The following is a 20,435-nucleotide window of genomic DNA, read 5'->3' on the forward strand; positions in this document are numbered from 1 at the left end:
CTGACTTTCAATTCCATTCATAAAAAAATCTTTTATAGAAGATGAAATTATATTTTATTATAAATTTAAAATTCCTCTTAAAAAACATAGAATTCAAATAGATTTAATTCGAACAAACGTTATAAAACATATGAACCTTATCGTTTTTAATCAAATTCCAACTTTATAACAGAAGATGAATAATTAGTCATTCTGTATATCAAAAGAACATTCTTAAAAAAATCTTCTTTTATGATTAAAATCTTCTTTACCATTTATCAAATTTATATGATTAAATTACTTAATCGAACTATACACTACAAGTCGAAAATATGTATTTATACGAAATGATTACATACATTTTCGTGCATCATTTCTCAAAGGGCTATAAAACAATAAAATATATAAAATTAGCAATACGGTTACTTGACAATCAAAAAAAATATATTTATGCTTGCCACACGAAACAAATACATAAAATTTATATTGCTGAACCTGTTAGGTGAGGCTCCTATACAAACACAGGCTATTGCCCAAAAATGTCGAAAGACGCCAATGGGTAGAACAGGAATTGTCGGATTAAGGCTCTTCTTAAGATAGCTAAGTAATGAATTTTCATTACTTTACGTTGTATAGTGCCAAAGCTCTACTAGGGGGAGAAAAGCCTTATTTAGTCATGCCATTTTAAATCCCTCTAGTTACATACTAGGGGGATTTTTGCGTAAAAAAACAGGGAGTAAGCGATAGAATCTTCCTAAACACAAGTCATATTTAGTAATTGACGAGAACAAGATTCTATTCATTAGCAAATGTAATATTATGTTTTGTTTTAAATCAGGAGGATATTAAAATGAAAAAAATATTAAAACTCGATTATCTATTGCTCCTTCCCCTATTCATAACATGTACTTTAGGTATTATCATGATGTATAGTGCAAGCTCCATTGTCGCTGTCCAACATTATGGTTATAACAGTAGACATTTTGTTGATTCTCAATTAACAAAGCTACTTTTAGGAACAATAGGGTTAATAGTTTGTGCTTTACTTCCATATGAAATATGGAAAAAACGAATAATCTCTATCTGTATTATGGTTGGGGGGATTTTTTTATTAATTATGGTTTTATGGAAAGGAAAAGTGGTAAATAATGCTCAATCATGGATCTTTGGAATACAGCCAGCTGAATTTCTTAAATTAGGAACAATAATTGTAACAGCCCGTTTTTTTGCACTACGACAAGAACAAGCTAAAAATAACTGGAGTGGTATGGGAAAACTTTTATTTTTTTTAGCTACAATTTTTTTTCTTATCTTTAAACAACCAAATTTAGGATCTGCACTTTTAATATTAGGTATAGGTTTTAGCATATTTCTTTGCTCAGGAATAAATATAAATCTACTAATCAAAAGAACTACCATCGGTTCTATTTTATGGTTACCTATTTTATATTATTTGATTCAATATAGTTTATCAGAAGTTCAAAAGATACGTATTACTACGATTTTCAATCCCTTTGTTGATGCGCAAGGAAATGGATACCAGCTTGTAAATTCTTTTATTGCCATTGGTTCTGGAGGAATCACTGGTCGTGGATTTGGAAATAGTATACAAAAAACAGGTTATCTTCCAGAACCACACACTGATTTTATAATGGCAATAGTTTCTGAAGAACTAGGATTTATTGGTGTATTTATTCTATTGGCTGGAGTTTTGACTATAGTACTTCGCTCCTTAAAAATTGCACAATTATGTGTAGATCCATTCGGCAGTTTTATAGCGATTGGTATAGGATGTATGATCGGTATGCAATCTGTTGTAAATTTAGGTGGTATTACAGGACTATTTCCTCTTACAGGTACCCCATTTCCATTTGTAAGTTTTGGTGGAAGCTCTTTAATGGTCAATTTAATAGCAATAGGAATATTAATTAATATTTCAATTTTCAACAAAATTAAGTCTAATAATTAGAATATATATTATGTAATATTTTTTAAAAAAATATTACATTCAACCTCATTGAGTAATCTATATTTAAAGAATTTCTAATTAATTTTTTAACTGTATGAATACAAATATCTATGTTCATTTTAATACGAAAAAAGGCAAGCATAAATTTATGCTTGCCTTCTGTTCTCAAAATCAATTACACCTAAAACAACGTGTGGTTAACCAAATCCAGATACTGTCTTCTAAGCCCTATTTTTTATTTTTCTAAAACAATTCCTGCTATTTCATTAGCATATTTTTTAGAGTCAAATTCATCATAGTTACTTAGTACCACAACAGACAAATATTCTTTTGGAAACCGCATGAAGTGTGAGCGGTAACCTGCCCAACTTCCTGAATGTTCCAAGTATCGAAAGTTAAAACCTTCAACAAGCCTTAACCCAAAAGCATAATCTTCATTGTCAATAATTGTATCCCCAGTTGAAGAAATTTTCGGACCTATTTCGCTCATTCTTTTAACGAGATTTTTTCCACCAACGGTACCTGTAGTTAAATTTTCTCCCCATTTTACCAGGTCTTCAACATTTGTATGAACTGCTCCATCCCCTGTATGTTCCCAAGGGCTTTCATAGACCATATATGCTCCTTGTTCATTCTTTGAATACCCTCTAGCAATTGATATAGTAGTTGGGTAGCAATCCACAATTGTTGTGTCTTTCATATTTAAAGAATCAAAAATACGTTCCTTTGCAAACCGACGTAAAGACTTCCCGCTTACCTTCTCTACGACTAGTGACAATAAAAAATATCCTGTATTGCTATACTCAAATTTTGTGCCAACAGGGAACCTTGCAATTTGATGACCATTAAGGTGTTTTAGCGATTCTTCCACAGTTAATATATCAGTAAATTTAATATTTTCTGCTTGAGCCAATTCCATATAATCAACTAGTCCACCAGTGTGATGAATTAGATGTCTCAATGTTACAGGTTCAGCATATGTTCCTATAAAAGGGACGAATCTTACAATTGAATCATCTAAACTCAATCTTCCCTCTTGTTCTAAGAGTAATATAGAAAACGCAGTAAATTGTTTAGAAACCGAGGCAATATTAAAAATATTTTTAGTAGTTATAGGTATATTTCCCTCTATAGAAGCTAAGCCAACCGCACCTTTATAAGTTACTCCGCTATCAAAACTAGCAATATATGCAAAGCCAGGAGCTTTTGGTGAAAACTTTTTTAATAATTGTTTAATCGATGTATGCGTCTTTTCATTATATGCATTATTCACCTCAATCACATCCCCTTCCCATTAAATGATTAGAAATATATTATCCTGTTATCTTTTTCAGTTACAAATTAGAACAAAATCTTGTTCTGAGGGTACTATAAAATTTTAGCTTGATGACGATGGGGTACCGCCAGCATTTCGAAAAAAACCCACACTAAGCTAAAAACACAATAAGCTGTCCATATGGACAACTTATTTACATAATTTTCAAAAGATGAAGTTAAAAGTTTTTAGTTTCTTGCTCACTTAAAGCACCCGTTAGTTTAAGTGTATTTCTTCACAATCTTACTTTTAAAATTAGAAAAAAATTTTACTCTTTTTTTAAAATAAAGCCAGTAGTTAATCAACGGGGGTTCAACCTTAATATTTTCTTGATTTAATGATAATAGAAGATGGTCTCCGTTTTTCATTTATTAATTCTGGCATTTTTTCTAATCCTGCTGGAGTTGACTCTGGCTCAATAATTTTCTCTATTACAAGACCGTTGTCTATAAGAGTATTAATTAATGTTGAAATTGTTCTGTGATATTTAACAACACCATCTATCCACCAATGTTCCTCCCTTTTTCCTTCTTCTTGGTAATTATCTAATGCCCAATGTAATCCATTTCCATTATTATCCTTAAACCAATTATTCATTTCCTTTCGAGCTGTTACTATTGGATGTTCTGTTGAAAAGATAAATTCACCATCATTTTTTAACAGACCTCTTATTTTCTTAATTAGATGTGAGTAATCTTCTATGTAATGTATAACTAAAGAACTTGTTATTAAGTCGAATTTTTGATTTGGCAAATTAAGTTCTTCTATTGGTACACACATATAATCTATTTTTTCATTTTTGTTATACATTTCAGCTTGTTCAATCATATTTCTTGAGATGTCCACTCCTATAACTTTCGAGGCACCATTTTCTACACAGTACATAGAAAAGTGACCAGTTCCACATCCCAAATCTAATACAGACTTATCTGTAAGATTAGCAATTATAGATTTAATTGCTGGCTGTTCAACAAAATCATTAAAGGTAAATCCAGCTTCACGTAATGACTTATACTTTTTAAAGAAAAACGGATTATCATAAATGTTTTGTTTCATTATATACCCCCTACAATACAATCTATATTTTTTATATTCTAGAGGGCCTCCGAAAATTCCCATATTGACCAAAATACAATTCAACTAACCTGCCATTTAGTTGAATAAGGAACAGTGTATATCCTATACATGTTAGGTTGATATAACGTCTCATTATAAGTAGCAAGGAAAAAGAGGAACCCTACTCTCTCAAGGAAACCTCCTTTTTTCGTTCTATGGACCTATGCATTTTTTCATACATTCCTATTCTAGCGCGGTTTTAGGTTTATCGTTTGTTTTTGGATCAACAAAAAAACTGTATTAAATCTTGTTTGATCCTAGGGGTCACTATATATGAACACTACGTATTTGACTTTCTCAATGACCAACATTACTTAACGTGGTAAAATAATATTCGGATGGGAATCCGATGTTATTAAAATTAAAGTGGTTATCAAGTCGGAGGAAGGCACTTTAGGGTGTCTTTTCTTTTTAAAATATATAAGCGCACCATCCCTTTCCTAATAGAGGCCCCCTTATGCCTCCTTACAGGGAGAATTATAAGGCATTTTTTATTTATCCAATTACCGAGCTCTCATATGTTTTAAATAGTTACAATACTTGTATTGCTTCAATAACATATGATCATTCTTAAGAATGTCATTGAAATGTATCAATAGATTCTAGTGTAGCAAAATAAATTATGCTATGATGTGAGCAAATATAAAGCTATCTAACGGAGGGATTCACATGCCGCATGTTGTGTTTCGTGGAATTACTACTGAACAATTAAAACACTTAAGTAGGCCATTAGTAGAAGAGCTCGCAGAGATTTGTGAGTGTGGTACGGATAATTTTACGTTGGAACTACCAAGTTCTACGTTTGTATTCAATGGAGAAGAAATAGAAGCATTTCCTCTTATTGAAGTGAAATGGTTCGAGCGTGGACAGGAAATTCGTGATCGATTTGCCAAGGCCATTACTACATATGTAATGGATTTTGGACTTCCAGAAGTAGAGGTTGTATTTACGGTTTTCACAGAATCAGCGTATTATATTAACGGGAAGCATTGTGCAAGTTAGAGCTATTTGAAAGATTTTTGTAACATTTATAAGGGCGTAAAACCACATCGCCATCAAGCTAACTAGACAAAATACCCCCTAAAGGCGTTATTCTTTCTGAGAAATCATAGGAAAGGATAACGCCTTTATATCAATATGGGGTAAAGCCGAGATACGTGTAAAAACAGGTCATAGACTTGCGTTTATTTCCAATTACGTTTGAAATCAGATATTATATTTTCATAAAATTACAGCTTAGATGATCTTTAGCTAATTGTCTAAAGAAAATGTATGCATAGCTTTGAGGTGTGTTTTATCAATGTAGTTTTTTGATAATATTTGGTCAAGTTGATACTAATACCCTCAATAAACAAAAGAAAATTAAGAGTGTTCCGAGAAAAGTAATTAAAAAACGCTCTTAATTTATTTAATTGAGTTATCCTTCTATAAAAATCTAATTATTTATATAATTTCCATTTCATTAAAACGCTCATTTACAGAAGAACATTATTCAAGTGAAGCCCTCTATAATTCAATTACAACACCTTGAAAGTTTATGATACTATCCTGATCATACTTTTCATATTTATTGTTTTAAGGAAAAAAGCTATACTATAAGCGAAACTAAAAATTAGAAAGGGAATACTAGAATATGGAAAATTATTTGCTATTTATCCTTACAGCACTCCTTATTATAATGATGCCTGGTCCCGGTTTTGCTTTAGTTACAAAAAACACTATCTCTCATGGTAGAAATGGTGGGATAAAGACCGTCTTAGGAACGGTATCTGGAATGATGCTTCATACAATAATGGCTACACTAGGACTCTCTGCTATCTTAATGAAATTTGCTATGCTATTTACATTAATAAAATATGCTGGGGCATTTTATTTAATTTATTTAGCTGTAAAGTCAATTAAAAGTGCCTTTTCTAAAAAAGAAGATATGTCAGGTTCAGTGGAAATAAACTCTAAGGACATTGGAACGGTTAAAAGTTTTAGACAAGGATTTACCACGGCAATCTTAAACCCAAAAACGGCTGTATTTTTCCTTAGTTTTCTACCCCAATTTATTGTGAGTAATCAAAGTCATTTCTTCCAATTTCTTTTGTTGGGACTCACATTTACGACTTTGACCGCAATATGGTATTTACTTTATATCTCTCTAATACGTCAATTAAGAACTTTTTTAAGAAATGAAAAGATGAACCGTACAATAGAAGGTATTACTGGCACAGTATTATTAGTATTTGGAGTTAGGCTATTTTTCCAAAAATAAATATGTAATAGAGGGATTTTAAGACTTTCGGTTTTTCCAATAAATGAATCAATATAAAAAGTTTGGCTTTCAAACAGTAAAAAAATTAACAAACGGGTGCGTTTGTGGAATAAGCTTCAATAAAAGTTTACATTGGAGTTTTGAATCATTTATAACTAATTTTGTAATAAATTTCTCAATATAGATATACTTGTTAATTACAGTTCTAATATTCAAAATTAACAAAAAATAAATTATAATAACAATATGATGGTTATCCTTTTGTTTACTCCTTGTGCTAAAGATAAGATCGTGTTTCCGGATCTTATCTTTTTATTTTTGGATTTTAGATACAAGAAAAGGAATCCTTAATAGCTTAAGGATTCTGCAACAGGAAAGAACAAACATATAATAATAAAAAGAATTACCCATATTATAATTTAAGAATAAGAAAAATGTGTTGAGAAAACTCGGAATGGATTGAATATTTATATGTGCTTATTTATAATTGATTAAGAGTTGGAGTAGTAATCTGTCATCTGTTCCTTTTTTAAGAAGATTGATCTCAATCTTCTATTTTTTTGTTTTTTCCTCTTCTCTCGAAAAAAAGAAAAAGAATTACTTAAGAATTGTAGAAATTATTTGCTTGTAGTCTAGTTGTTTCTTACCATGAACCATCATTGGGACAGTAAATTTATCTGTTGCAAGGATCTGCCCACGTACTGGAACACCATTCTTTAAAAATACAGTTACTTCCCCTTTTTTCTCTTTCAATTGTTCATACATATCTTCTTGTAAGTTATACATGAAATACGCCCCCTGATTGTATCTACTTTTCTTTTAATACTTGCTGCTGCTCATTGTTATCTATTTGTATTTCCCATCCATCTTCTATTTTTCTAAACCATTTTCCTATTTTGCTTACATAGTATTTTTTCACTTCACCATACGGAATCCAAATTTCACGTTCCTGCATTTGATTCATCACTTCATGAAGAATCTCATCATGCTCGTATTTTCCAGGGTTTCGATGTTGCGTTCTTACAAACTGTCTGAAGGAGTTTTCCGTTTACCATTGTATGTTTTTTCATCAACACTCATCCCCTTTTACCATCTAAATGCATATATACAATTATCGTATCACACTTAAATTAAAATACGGATCTAGATACATATTTCGCAAGAAATCTATTCGAAATAAAAATAATATCTCCATTTCACATAAAATATTATCTAAAATAGACGAGACCGAATCCATTAAGCGAATTAATTAGAGAGTCCCACCAATAAAACGCAAATTTCGTAGGCTAAGGATTTATTTCTTTAAAGAACTTGTTTTTTCATACGTTAAGAAGGTTCCTTAAACGGTATTTGATGTTTGTTATGATACTTTGTTTTTGGTAATGATTTTTAGAACTAGTTTTTGGCCGTATTTTTTAAGTTTTGTTAAAACTAAATAGAGTTTCTTAAACGGTCGTTTTTAGAATTTGATAATCGAGTATATTTTATTGAAAAATTAGAGTTGACCATAAAACCAATATCCGATATATTGGTTTTATGAAAAAAGATATTATTAAACCCATTAAACGTATGTCATTTAGAGATGAAGTATATCTAACTTTGAAAAAAGCAATCGTTACATTAGAGCTGCAACCGGAGCAACGCTTAAATGACAAAGAATTAGCAGAAGAATTTGGAATTAGCCGTACTCCAGTTAGAGAGGCGTTGAAGCGCCTTGAGGATGAAGGACTTGTTGAATCTATTCCCGGTTCAGTTACTCGTGTTGCACCATTAAATATTGAGGAGGCGAAACACGCTTTTACTGTGGTAGCAGTTTTACATTCGTTAGCTGCTCGTTTAGCAGTACCATTATTAAAAGAGTCGGATATTCAAGAATTAGAGTTCAGTAATAAGGCTTTACTATTATCTATTGAGAAAAAAGATATTATAAAAGCAATTGAAGCTGACGAGTTATTCCACAATGTTTTTTTAGATGTGGCAGGAAATCCTGAAATCATTCGTGCGTTAGAACGAAGTATATCTAAGATTCAACGTCTCGAAATTTCTCAGTTCACTTCTATAAATGGTCTAAAGTCAGTAGAACAACATCAGCAAATTATAGAGGCTTGCAAAAATAAAGATAAAGAAACAACAGCGCATCTTGTAGAACAAAACTGGTTAAGTCTTGAGAAATTAATGACTTATGAGACAGATTGAGATGAGAAATATGCGCCCTATTTTTTTAGGTATATGTGCTGCTTTCTTTTTTGCTTTCACATTTATATTAAATCGAGCAATGGAATTATCAGGTGGTAGCTGGATATGGAGTGCTTCATTAAGGTTTATTTTTATGCTTCCATTCCTTTTACTTCTTGTTATGAGTCAAAAAAAATTAAAAGTATTATTACAAGTTATGAGAGAGGATTTAAGTGCGTGGTTTTTATGGAGTTTTGTAGGTTTTGGTCTATTTTATGCTCCATTATGTTTTGCCGCTGCACATGCACCAGGATGGATTATTGCGGGGACATGGCAAGTTACTATTATATCAGGATCTTTGTTAGCTCCTCTTTTTATCCAAACTTATCAAACACCAGATGGAATTATTAAGAAAAGAGGAAAAATTCCAATGAAGGGTATGTGTATGTCATTAATTATTCTTCTTGGTATTTTCCTTATGCAAATGGAACAAGCAAAATCGCTTGCTGTAAAAGATATTATGTTAGGTATTATCCCTGTTATTGTAGCTTCTTTTGCTTACCCACTCGGCAATCGTAAGATGATGGAGGTTTGTGGAGATCGTCTAGATGCTTATCAACGTGTCCTTGGAATGACATTAGCTAGCTTACCATTTTGGTTTTTATTATCCTTGTACGGTCTTTTTACAGCAGGAATACCTAGTAAGGAGCAAACTATGCAATCAATTTTAGTTGCTATTTGCTCTGGTGTAATTGCAACTATCTTATTTTTTAAAGCTACTGATATGGTTAAAGGAGATATGCAGAAACTTGCAACTGTTGAAGCAACACAATCTATGGAGGTGCTTTTTGCTGTTATTGGAGAACTAATCTTATTACATTCTTCATTCCCCTCTATTTTATCTTGGTGTGGCATGTTTGTAATAATGCTAGGAATGATAGCACACAGTTATGTTTCCCATAAAGGTGAAACAGTGCATAACCAAAATATTAGTGCTTAATTGATATTTTAAAATGTACAGTATCAACCCTTTCCTAGCTAGTAAAAGTAATGCTATTATTATAAGTTTTATGTCAGAAATTAATTAAGTAAAAGAATATGAACAAAAGCCGATACCCTTAATATATAGGGAAATCGGCTTTTTCTTTATAAAAATTTTTCTTAGCTTCCTTTACATTAAAGGATTAGTTTGTATATTTGAGGAGATGTGCGGGACAGGTGTATATTTAGGATAATCTAATATTTTCCATTCGAATATGATAGAATAGAAGTATATCCAAAATGGAGGAATAGCAAATGAACTCAAACACAAAACAGTTTATTTATGATATCCAGCAAAGAAAGAACAATTATATAGAAAATGCTTTAATAGCAATACAACATCCTAAAAAAGAGCAATCTGAACAGGTCATTCAAAATATAGTAGAGAAGATGGATATGATGATCAGTTTAGTTACTACTTACATGGCTATTGAATCAGAATCTATAAAAGAATTAAAAGAGCTTCAGGAAGAAATTATTCATGCCCAAGCATATATTCAAAAACGAAAATTTGAAGAAACACAGAGATAAAAGACACCTTCTCCCTCCTTTTTTATAGGAAGTGTTTTTTATGGGATGAGAATATATATATGAACATGGTTCAAGTCAAAGAAAAGGCACTCCTAGGAGTGCCTTTTCTTTGACTATTTAAATGTGCGAACGCTTTCAAAACTATTGGATATAAATTGATGTACGCATTGTATTAAATGGTGCATTTATAGATGTCTTTTGGTACTCAAATGTTCCTTGTTGGTGCCCAGAAGCATCCCATTTATAATACCAGCCAACGATTGGTCTTCCACCAATTATAGTGGATCCAATACTTTTTACATTAGATCCATTCATTTTAGCAAATGGGTTTTGGCCATATCCCATTTCTTTCGTGGTAATATATAAGTATTTTCCTCCGTGATTACGTGAAGTGCTAAAGCTGTTCTGGTTAATCGTTTCTACTCCGCCCAGTTCAGATTCTACTTGTACGACATTTAATGAAGTAAGTGGTGCTGCTGGTCCGGCAGAAGCCTCTGTTGCCATTCCTAATCCTACAAACGCTGTGATTGCTAACGATGAAATCCCTAGTGCTGCTTTTTTAAACATAAAAAACATCCCCTTCCATCTATTGTTTTCACTTACATTGCCAATATAATCCTTATAACCTTATATGTAAATAGATTACAACTGTAGAAATAGCAGAAAGAATATTCCGATTTATTAACATTAAAAATGAATTTCACAACTTGAATAAGGCATAAAACAATAATTCGAAGAGCTGCGCGAGCAACCCCTGGTCATTTACTACTGATTCGACCAACTGATCCACGAGATTTGTCAGAAAGCCAGCCTCGGCATCGGAATCATCCCGAAATCCGCGTTTAAACTGACGAACCACAGTACGACAGTCCTTCCCTCCAGACCAGAATCGCGCAATCTGAATCAAGGAACGTTACATGTCCTCATTGACCAGAAAGTGCTTGGTAAGTTTCAGTAAGGAATGAATCGACTATTCACTCCTTTGAATTATAACCATAGGGTTCCGTGTAGCTTTGAAATAAAGATTGATAGAAAAGTGCTTGAAGCTTTATGTCCCCTTGGTTTAACAAATGATTTTTTGTAAATAATATGTTTGTTAAAAACTTAATTAAGGGGGGGCTTTTATGCCACAGGATCGAAAAGCAGAAGTTCAAAACGATACATATGAAAGAAAAGTTATTATGCCAGATAATTCACAATCTCTACCACTTCACATGCAAAAAGAGCTGCCTCACGAATTTTCTGTAAATCCTTTGTTTGCCCGCGAAGGAGAATCCGTCGTTCCACGCTTTCATATGTCTGATGAAGGCATGTTACCAGAAACAGCATATCAAATCGTCCATGATGAAATTGCTCTTGATGGCAACGCCCGCCTGAATCTTGCAACTTTTGTTAGTACATGGATGGAGCCTACCGCAGAGCAATTATATGCAAAATCATTCGACAAGAACATGATTGACAAGGACGAATATCCACAGACAGCTGAAATTGAGGAGCGGTGTGTCCGTATCTTAGCCAACCTCTGGCATTCGCCCAGCCCCCTTACGACTATGGGCGTTTCAACAACTGGATCGTCAGAAGCATGTATGCTCGGTGGGCTTGCCTTAAAGCGACGCTGGCAAAATGCACGTAAAAGCGAAGGGAAGCCGGTAGATCGTCCCAATATTGTGTTTAGTGCTGCTGTTCAGGTCGTTTGGGAAAAATTCGCGAATTATTGGGAGGTTGAACCACGCTATGTGAAGGTTAGCCCTGAACATCCTCAATTGGATCCTCAGGGGGTCCTCGCAGCCGTGGATGAAAATACGATTGGTGTAGTACCGATTCTCGGTGAAACTTATACCGGTCTTTACGAACCGGTTGCCGCAATTTCGAAAGCGTTGGATGATTTACAGGCGAAGACTGGTCTTGATATTCCCATGCATGTGGATGCAGCTTCGGGAGGATTTATAGCACCATTTCTCCAACCAGATTTAGTCTGGGATTTTCAATTACCAAGGGTGAAGTCCATCAATGTATCCGGACATAAATATGGATTAGTCTATCCTGGATTGGGTTGGATAATTTGGCGGGAAGCTAAAGATCTCCCTGAGGATCTAATCTTTCGCGTTTCCTATTTGGGCGGGAATATGCCGACCTTTGCCCTGAATTTCTCTCGTCCCGGTGCACAAGTGCTCCTGCAATATTATAATTACTTACGTTTAGGGAAAAGTGGGTACTATGATGTCCAAAAGGCTACCCAAAAAGTCGCTCTTTTTCTTAGCAAGGCCATTCAGAAGATGGAACCGTTCGAACTTTTATCCGATGGGTCGGATATTCCGGTTTTCGCTTGGCGACTGAAAGATGGCTACACATCAAACTGGAATCTTTATGATTTATCTAGACAATTGCGTGTATTCGGTTGGCAAGCACCCGCCTATCCATTGCCTCCAGATATGGAAGCGGTGACAATTATGCGAGTTGTGGTTCGAAATGGATTTTCCATGGATCTTGCGCATTTATTTTTGAGAAACCTCAAACAGACTGTTGCCTTTCTTAATTCCCTGGATGGGCCTATGCCACATGATACGAAATGTGATAATGGGTTTCATCACTAAATACAACAAGCCTAATTTCTTTACATTAAATTGAGAAGTTAGGCTTGTTTAATATTGGAATTTCCTTATTGTTATAAATCCACATTTTTCTGAAGCTAACCCATATATAAGAAATAGACTTTATTACCTTTCGTCTAAATGTCTAGATATCTGCTTTTCTTAAATCACTTTTAAGACTGTTTTTTTCCATTTTCGTATTTTAGTTCTGAAATTCGTAAATGGAGCAACTGTATTGATATGCACCCATTTCCAAATAGGCCACTTTGCTTTTGTTGTGGCCCATTTTCTTTGTTCTGGTTGAAATAATTCTACTTCAGAAAGGTCATTTATCCAATCAATTAACATTTGAACTAACTTTGTTAATTCTTCCTCTTGCTGTTTTAAGGTTAACTTACCGTACTGCTCATAAAAAGATTGATAAAGCCCACCTAAGTTATTCCACTTGTAGTCCGGAGTAGGTGTTTGTACGTCAAGTCCATCTTGTTCATCTTTTTCCCATGATAATAACAAGTTAATCCACCCCAATTGATAAGAAAGGATTTCAGAAGGAGTTTTGTCCACTTCAGAGATATGTTTACCTCTCAACTCTTCAGGAATCACCTTAAATTCTTCAATAAATTTCTTATAAGCTTTATCGATTGTTTTAATTAATTCTTCTGCATTCGCATACTCTTTCATAATTCTTTCACACCTTTATTTTTGATACCCCGAGCATATGGTTAATAGTCTACATTCAACCAAACTAAAAGAATCCTAAATAAATAAGATTCTTTTAGTTTGGTTGAATTTTATTTATCTTAGTTTGCTAGTTCACTTGACGATGATTTGTTTGGTATTCTTCGCCTTTATCTTTCTTGGTTATCATAATATGTTTTATCTGCGTATTTTTTATCATTTCCTCTTAGATAGGCTAAAATTACTTTTGGATTTTTAAGTAAAGCCCAGTCGCCATATGTATCAAATCTTCTGCATGAAGTTATCATTCCATTTTTAATGGTACCGAATTTCTTCTGATTTTGCTTTCCCCATTTTTTTAACCGTTTAGCAAAATCTGCATCTTCTGCCATAAGCATATTTTCATTAAATCCATTGATTGCTATAAAGTCTTTTCTATAGCACCAAAAAATCCCTACAGATATAGCTCCATACTTAAAAAGTAATGGGATTATTAATAATATTGCAGAAACGAATATTCCTAAAGACATTCTTTCAAATTTCCCAGTTACCCCACCGCCAATGTATTTACCTGAAGCTAAATATTTATCTACATTAGACAACATAGATTCTGTCATTTGGGTATCAGCGTCTATAGTAATGATTATTTCTCCACTAGCTATTTGGGCACCTGCATTTCGAATTTTGGATAAGTTTTTATCGTTGTTTTTTAATGTAATACAATTATAAGACTTTGCTATTTCTTCTGTTTTATCTGTGCAACGATTTAAAACAACGATAACTTCAGTTTGACCTTTATATGCTTCTGATGCTTTTGCAATCGAATCTAAACATTTTTTAATATACTTTTCCTCATTGTGCGCAGGGATTATAATAGAAAATTTCACAGCTTCTTTTAAATTGATTCCTGAAGATTTGTTTGTTTCAGTCATAATATTCCCCCTTTTTCATAAAGCGAATATATACCATATATAATACATATTAACATTTATAGGGTTTTATTATAGGGGTTAGCACGCAAATCTTAACATTTGTATATCCTAAGGAATTCTCAAACACCACGTCAATATACTACTGCTGCAGTGCATCCATCTATATGTAGCCATGTTTACTCTGGACTAGATTTCCAAGAGGGACTATTATCAATACAAATAGAGCTCTTGGTATACCTAATGGTACTGCAAAGAATACATTTGTAGTAGGTGTCCATGTTTAAAGAAGTGCCCATTTTCTTATCTGGATGTGTGGCCAGGATAATAAGTACTAATTGAACTGTTTCTGTAGATGGTAGAGCATTTCACACTACAAAATTAGTTCCTACTTTCATGCCTTTATACACTTTTGAAAAAGTGTATAAAGGCATAGGTCTCTAAACAATTTAGACGAGAAAGTAGATCCTTCATGAATATCTTTTGTTACTTATGTAGAATTAAATTACATTCTAGTTAAACTCCAAATTTAATAAGATTTTACTGAGGACTAAAAAAAGAGAGCATGGCTCTCCTTTTTAATTATTTACTATTTAATTTTGTTTCAAATTAAATTAGTTGAAGCGTTACTAAAATTTTCTTCAGAAAATTAACTAGATTTTCATGCTTCTTTCATTCTGTTTTCCATAAGAGCTACATCTCTTATTCCTTGCAATATAGCAGTTGCTAATCTTTTTAAAAGTTTTTAGAATTTCACTTGTGCATGTGTAGTAGTTTCTGTAAATTTATCAGATTGACTAGCTGAAACTCCAAACGTAAGAGGTGAAAACGATATAGACGGAGAAACTTGGAATGTTGTTTCTTGATGCAAGTACTTACCATAAGCATCTATCTGAGTAGTAGTTGCTAATTTCTCAACTGTATAATAAGAGAATGCGGATAAAGTTAGTACTTTTTCGTTATAACAAGCGTAGGATTTAGTAACATCATTAGGTAAATCAATATTTAAAGCATAGCCAGAAGGTCCTTTTGACCATTTGTTGCTGTCCTTCGTATAAGTTGCATTCTTAGATTTAGTTTTATTACAATCATACTTTAGCTTCCATTTTTGTTGTCCGTATTGTGATCCTGGAGAAGGAGCCCAAAAAGAACTGTTAACACCTGTACCTATAACATCTATTTTTCTATTACTAGGCATAACACTCCATTCTATGGAAGTTTTTACCCTGTACTTTTGTTTTGCTTTTAAAGAGACAATATTAGTTGTAACCTTTTTATAAGATGTGGTATTCGTATCGCTAGAAAGTTTTGCCACACCATTGCTTTTTTGTACTCTTTTTGCTTCTTCTAGTTGAACTTCATTTAAATACGTGTTCTTATCAATTTCAATTTCTTTATTTGAATTGTTAACTCCATTTTCAGTAACTTTAATAAACTTTTCTTTGGTAGCTACAACTTGACCATCAATTTCTAAGTTTTTCATTATTTCCATTTCAGGCATGTCCGAAATTTCTTCTTTAGTGAAACCTAAAGACTCTAAATGTTTTATTTGTTCTATATTTAGCTCAGCAGCTTCAACTTTAATACCATCCAAATTAACTACCATAAACCCCATCAAAAAACCAACAAATAAGTATATTTTTTTCAAAATAATCCCCCTGGTTATTTTTATATTTTAATTTATTTATACAAATAATAAGGTTGTTGCATTTCAAAGGTTTTACTATTGAATTCGAATTTTTATAAATCTGCTTGATAAACCATATATCGACCACTAGCAAGGGTAACGAATACTTGATTATCTTTAATTTTTACTACAGTGCCGCTAGAAGTATAATTATTTAATTTTGTTTTTGCTTTAACAGAAATTTTATTATTTCCATCAATCTGAACCAAAAGCATCTGACCAGTGGAACTAATTACTATTGCATGTTTATCCTTGAGGGCCACCACTTTATTCCATTTATAATTTTTACTTTCTTGATCAGTCAGTTCTGAACTTTCAATCTTTTCCCCTTCTTTATTAAAAAGGGCGAATTTTGCACCCTCTCCAACAGCTATTATAGTACCATCAGAAAGTCTGTCAATTGAAGTAATATCATGTTTTGTTGATCCCCAATCCCCAAAGTTGATTACGTTTCCATTTGTTAGTGACATGACTTGATACTTTCCTTTATCACCTACCATCAAGATCAGGTGTCCACATAACTGAATTGAATCGTTAATATTCCAATCATTTGGCCATTTTCCTGTTCGTGTTACGCCATAAGAATCACCATCAAGAATAGCATAATAACCTTTATCGTAAACTAATAAAAGCCTTCCATCCAATAGTTTCTTAACAAATCTCGGATTACGTTTGTCAGATAATTGCCCTTGTTCAACTAAACCTGCAGATGAATCTACAACTTTCCATTTTCCTGATGTACCCGCAATAAAAAAGTTACCATCAGATGTTTTTACAATGCCTTTTGTAGGAAAAGAAGGTTTGTTCTTTTCATGTGAAACCATTGATCCACCAGATTCAGTGCTTAATACAGCTAAATCAGTAGAATTCCCAACAAAAATAGTATCCCCATCGATATCTACAGCTTCCTGGATAGTACCATTTCCATCCCATTTATTACTCACAACACCATACAGATTTGCTGCACTTGCACTTGTAGGCAACATCAGTAAAGCGCTTACAAGTAATAATGTAGATAATTTCTTGAATTTAATCATTTTTCCACCCCTTCAAAATATATTTAATAAACTGTATATTATTATATTAACACGATAGGTAATAAAAGATAAATGCTGTAGCATATTTATCAAAAGGATTCAGAATAATTAATTATATCATTTAGTGTGTATATTCGATTATAAAGGTTGCCCTTTAAATATTAATAAATATAAAATTTAGCGAGGAAAAATTATGCAGAAAGGTTATGTAGGGGGCCCATCACATGCCCTATTAAGCTAAGGTATGGTACCCTATGACCTTCCGAACTTGTTGACTACATACTTGATATTTTGTTTTTGGTTAAAAATACGTATTCAGAATAAACCTTAATAAGATGTGTTTTTAAAGGTTATGTAGAAAAGTTTTATCTATTATTTTTCTGACCCTGTTTATTTTTGTATTTCAACAATAAAGATAAAAGCCCTCCTTTAATTAGGAGGGCTTTTACCTTTCATATAAGTGAATCCGATTTTATGATTTTAAAAGTGAATGTCGTCTGTTATACCCCTATAACGCTGACTTTATTATCATACTAATGTATATAACGGAAATCAATATTATAGTAATAGGTAGATTCCCCTTGCTCCTCTTCGTTTTAGATACCTCTAATTGTCGATTTAAAATAAAGATTGATAATATGTAAAAAAGTGTAATCAAAATTCTATGTTGATGTGCAGGATTCTTTCTTATTCAGCAATCGGGCCATTTAATTGAATAAATCTAACCGTTTCTAGAGGAACCGGTCAGATTGACGGGAGAAAGTTTATTTACTCGTATTTCTTTAAAACAATAGCTGCATTATGACCTCCGAAACCAAATGAGTTAGATAGACCTATATTTATTTTCACTTGGCGAGCAACAGAAGGTACATAATCTAGATCACATAATGGATCAGGTTTTTCTAAATTAATTGTTGGAGGAATTATCTCTTCCTTTATGCTCATTGCTAAAGCAATTGCTTCAACTCCACCAGCTGCCCCTAACATATGACCAAGCATAGATTTATTAGCTGTTACCGGAATCTGATAAGCTTGTTCTCCAAACAGCTGCTTAATAGCCATCGTTTCAGAGATGTCCCCCACTTTTGTACTTGTTGCATGGGCACTAATAACATCAATTTCTTCAGGCGATATATTGGCAATTTTTAAAGCAGATCTCATTGCAAGATAAGCACCTTTACCTTCCGGATGTGTAGCTACGATATGGTGCGCATCTGAACTTGCACCATATCCAATGACTTCTGCATAAATCTTTGCCTCTCTACGTAAAGCATGAGATAAAGATTCTAAAATTAAAATTCCAGCTCCTTCTGACATGACAAATCCATCTCGATTTTCATCAAATGGACGACTAGCCTTAGTGGGATTATCGTTTCTTGTTGATAATGCTGTAGCGTTACCAAAGCTGGCTATTGATAAGTCTATTATAGCTGACTCTGTTCCACCCGCAAATATAACGTCAGCTTCCCCAGAACGAATTAGTCTAAAGGCTTCTCCGATAGCTGTATTTCCAATTGCGCAAGCAGAAACAGGTGACATAGAAGGCCCCATCGCATTCCACTTGATACTAATTTGTGCTGCAGCAGCATTAGACATTATGGCAGGTACTAGAGTTGGGCTGACTCTTCTTGGTCCCTTTTGCCTAAGCGCATCAACATTTTCAATCAAGGTTTCAATCCCTCCGATACCTGAGCCTACGTATACGCCTAACCTTTCTACATCTATACGATCGAGGTCTAACTTAGAATCTGACCAAGCTTGTTCAGCTGCAGCCAAAGCAAATTGAGAAAAACGATCTAAACGTCTTGCTTCTTTCTTTCCTAAAACTTCATCTGCATCAAAATCTTGGACGATACCCGCAATTTTTGTTTTATGATTGGTAACATCGAAAGTATCGATATTGACTATACCAGATTCCCCTTTAATTAGATTGTTCCAAAATGTTTTGATGTCGTTTCCTATAGGAGAAACTACTCCCATACCAGTAATCACAACTCTTTCCACTTTGCATTCCCTCCAATCAATAATATACTTGTATTTTACAGTCAATTTATCCTATTACAAGGGGGGATTTATCCTAGTATAACTACTACTAGGTTAAATTGATAAGATAAGGAGTTTTAAAAATGAATAATAAAACTAGGCGTGAAGCTCTGTCGGCATTCTTAAAAACTAAGCGCGCCCAAATTAGTCCAGAGTCTATTGGCTTGCCTGCCGGAACCCGGAGAAGAACACCTGGATTGCGAAGAGAGGAGGTTGCACAGTTAGCAGGTGTAAGCACAACTTGGTATACATGGCTAGAGCAAGGAAGAGATATAAAGGTTTCTACACTCGTACTTGATTGTATTTCTAAAGCTTTGCAATTAAATATTGATGAAACCGACTACTTATATGACCTAGCATTCGAAACAAATTCAGAAATTACAAGTCAAAAAAAAGATCAATCAAAGATTAGCCCTTCTCTAATACGAATACTAGATGAGTTAACATATTGTCCGACTATCATTACGGATCGACATTGCCATATTGTAGGCTGGAATCCTGCAGCAGCTTATGTTTTTTTAGATTTTGAACAAATACCGAATGATCAAAGAAATTTGATTCGTTTAGTATTCACTAGAAAAGAATTAAAAGCATTGGCCGTCAATTGGGACCATTTTGTGAAAGGTTTTCTTGCGATTTTCCGTACCTATTATGGACGCTATTTAGACGATGAATGGTACAGCCAGTTTATTAAAGAAATGAGTCATTCCCATCCAGAATTCCAGGATTTATGGAAAGAAAGTCAAGTGAGTAAGGCTCCAGACATGATAATTGAATTCAGACATGCTAAAGCAGGAAAAATGTTGTTTAATTTAACTTCTCTTCAAGTTCAAGGTGATATGGATTTACGGTGCAGTATCTACACACCAGTAGGGGAAACAGATACTGAAAATAAATTAAAGCGATTAATGAAGAGGGTTTCCGTTGAAAATTAATAAAGTAGGTTCATTACATTAGCAAAATGATACTGATTATTGAACAAAGTCATTATTCCTTATGGGGAAAAGTGTTAACTTTACCAGGGTGGATGGCGTTACTTGAAGAAAAATAAGCTAATTTGCATTCGAATTTCTATTTTCGGTAT

At 33.3% G+C, this 20,435-nt stretch carries 17 protein-coding genes, 1 pseudogene and 1 riboswitch; of the genes and pseudogenes, 8 read left to right on the forward strand and 10 right to left on the reverse strand.

Translation table 11 applies throughout. From position 1 onward, the window contains the following. Positions 1–466: 466 nt before the first annotated feature. Positions 467–643: riboswitch (M-box (ykoK) riboswitch) on the forward strand. Positions 644–829: 186 nt separating this feature from the next. Further along, a complete protein-coding gene (locus MR107_RS06010) occupies positions 830–1,948 on the forward strand; it encodes an FtsW/RodA/SpoVE family cell cycle protein (RefSeq protein ID WP_242292165.1) in 1,119 nt (372 codons plus the stop codon). A gap of 235 nt (positions 1,949–2,183) precedes the next feature. Here MR107_RS06010 and MR107_RS06015 read toward each other — a convergent pair whose 3' ends face one another. Both MR107_RS06015 and MR107_RS06020 read right to left on the reverse strand, forming a co-directional pair. Continuing rightward, positions 2,184–3,221, reverse strand: a complete 1,038-nt coding sequence (locus tag MR107_RS06015; RefSeq protein ID WP_242292166.1) for a serine hydrolase domain-containing protein — start codon at positions 3,219–3,221, stop codon at positions 2,184–2,186. Positions 3,222–3,581: 360 nt separating this feature from the next. Beyond that, on the reverse strand, positions 3,582–4,319 hold the full coding sequence (locus tag MR107_RS06020; protein ID WP_242292167.1) for a class I SAM-dependent methyltransferase: 738 nt from the start codon (positions 4,317–4,319) through the stop codon (positions 3,582–3,584). A 729-nt stretch (positions 4,320–5,048) separates the two neighbouring features. Here MR107_RS06020 and MR107_RS06025 point away from each other — a divergent pair. Both MR107_RS06025 and MR107_RS06030 read left to right on the forward strand, forming a co-directional pair. After that, on the forward strand, positions 5,049–5,381 hold the full coding sequence (locus tag MR107_RS06025) for a DUF1904 family protein (protein WP_242292168.1): 333 nt from the start codon (positions 5,049–5,051) through the stop codon (positions 5,379–5,381). 631 nt (positions 5,382–6,012) lie between these two features. Then, positions 6,013–6,639 (forward strand): LysE family translocator, encoded by a 627-nt coding sequence (locus tag MR107_RS06030; RefSeq protein ID WP_060852593.1) that lies wholly within the window; start codon positions 6,013–6,015, stop codon positions 6,637–6,639. Positions 6,640–7,236: 597 nt separating this feature from the next. On the opposite strand, the gene hfq is transcribed toward MR107_RS06030, so the two are convergent. After that, positions 7,237–7,425 carry an RNA chaperone Hfq gene (gene hfq / locus MR107_RS06035; protein ID WP_242292169.1) on the reverse strand — a complete coding sequence of 63 codons (189 nt, stop codon included), beginning with the start codon at positions 7,423–7,425 and terminating at the stop codon, positions 7,237–7,239. A 22-nt stretch (positions 7,426–7,447) separates the two neighbouring features. After that, positions 7,448–7,675 (reverse strand): annotated as a pseudogene (locus MR107_RS06040) (transposase); the annotation flags it as partial. 500 nt (positions 7,676–8,175) lie between these two features. Between MR107_RS06040 and MR107_RS06045 the strand changes: the two are divergent. The 3 genes from MR107_RS06045 (at position 8,176) to MR107_RS06055 (ending at position 10,386) form a co-directional block, all read left to right on the forward strand. After that, positions 8,176–8,835 (forward strand): GntR family transcriptional regulator, encoded by a 660-nt coding sequence (locus MR107_RS06045; protein WP_182813728.1) that lies wholly within the window; start codon positions 8,176–8,178, stop codon positions 8,833–8,835. A gap of 10 nt (positions 8,836–8,845) precedes the next feature. Beyond that, positions 8,846–9,814, forward strand: a complete 969-nt coding sequence (locus MR107_RS06050; RefSeq protein WP_242292179.1) for a DMT family transporter — start codon at positions 8,846–8,848, stop codon at positions 9,812–9,814. Between the two features lie 296 nt (positions 9,815–10,110). Continuing rightward, positions 10,111–10,386 carry a hypothetical protein gene (locus tag MR107_RS06055; RefSeq protein WP_149214548.1) on the forward strand — a complete coding sequence of 92 codons (276 nt, stop codon included), beginning with the start codon at positions 10,111–10,113 and terminating at the stop codon, positions 10,384–10,386. A gap of 141 nt (positions 10,387–10,527) precedes the next feature. Here MR107_RS06055 and MR107_RS06060 read toward each other — a convergent pair whose 3' ends face one another. Then, the gene (locus tag MR107_RS06060) at positions 10,528–10,953 is read right to left on the reverse strand and encodes a DUF4879 domain-containing protein (protein ID WP_000472918.1); all 426 of its coding nucleotides are present in this window, start codon (positions 10,951–10,953) and stop codon (positions 10,528–10,530) included. A gap of 557 nt (positions 10,954–11,510) precedes the next feature. Here MR107_RS06060 and MR107_RS06065 point away from each other — a divergent pair. After that, positions 11,511–12,980: a glutamate decarboxylase gene (locus MR107_RS06065; protein ID WP_242292170.1), complete on the forward strand. Its 1,470-nt coding sequence runs from the start codon at positions 11,511–11,513 to the stop codon at positions 12,978–12,980. A gap of 159 nt (positions 12,981–13,139) precedes the next feature. Here the strand turns inward: MR107_RS06065 and MR107_RS06070 are convergent, their stop codons facing one another. From MR107_RS06070 to fabF, 5 genes are all read right to left on the reverse strand, one after another. Beyond that, positions 13,140–13,658 carry a ClbS/DfsB family four-helix bundle protein gene (locus MR107_RS06070; protein ID WP_242292171.1) on the reverse strand — a complete coding sequence of 173 codons (519 nt, stop codon included), beginning with the start codon at positions 13,656–13,658 and terminating at the stop codon, positions 13,140–13,142. A gap of 167 nt (positions 13,659–13,825) precedes the next feature. Beyond that, on the reverse strand, positions 13,826–14,587 hold the full coding sequence (locus MR107_RS06075; RefSeq protein WP_242292172.1) for a glycosyltransferase: 762 nt from the start codon (positions 14,585–14,587) through the stop codon (positions 13,826–13,828). 742 nt (positions 14,588–15,329) lie between these two features. Next, positions 15,330–16,232 (reverse strand): hypothetical protein, encoded by a 903-nt coding sequence (locus MR107_RS06080; RefSeq protein ID WP_242292173.1) that lies wholly within the window; start codon positions 16,230–16,232, stop codon positions 15,330–15,332. Positions 16,233–16,324: 92 nt separating this feature from the next. Then, positions 16,325–17,308, reverse strand: a complete 984-nt coding sequence (locus tag MR107_RS06085) for a hypothetical protein (protein WP_098887078.1) — start codon at positions 17,306–17,308, stop codon at positions 16,325–16,327. Between the two features lie 768 nt (positions 17,309–18,076). Further along, on the reverse strand, positions 18,077–19,312 hold the full coding sequence (fabF, locus tag MR107_RS06090) for a beta-ketoacyl-ACP synthase II (RefSeq protein WP_242292174.1): 1,236 nt from the start codon (positions 19,310–19,312) through the stop codon (positions 18,077–18,079). Positions 19,313–19,434: 122 nt separating this feature from the next. Here fabF and MR107_RS06095 point away from each other — a divergent pair, with 122 nt between their 5' ends. Beyond that, the gene (locus MR107_RS06095) at positions 19,435–20,286 is read left to right on the forward strand and encodes a helix-turn-helix transcriptional regulator (protein WP_166695704.1); all 852 of its coding nucleotides are present in this window, start codon (positions 19,435–19,437) and stop codon (positions 20,284–20,286) included. Positions 20,287–20,435 lie beyond the last annotated feature (149 nt).

This window comes from Bacillus cereus group sp. BfR-BA-01441 (genome assembly GCF_022663075.1).
Taxonomy (GTDB): domain Bacteria; phylum Bacillota; class Bacilli; order Bacillales; family Bacillaceae_G; genus Bacillus_A; species Bacillus_A cereus.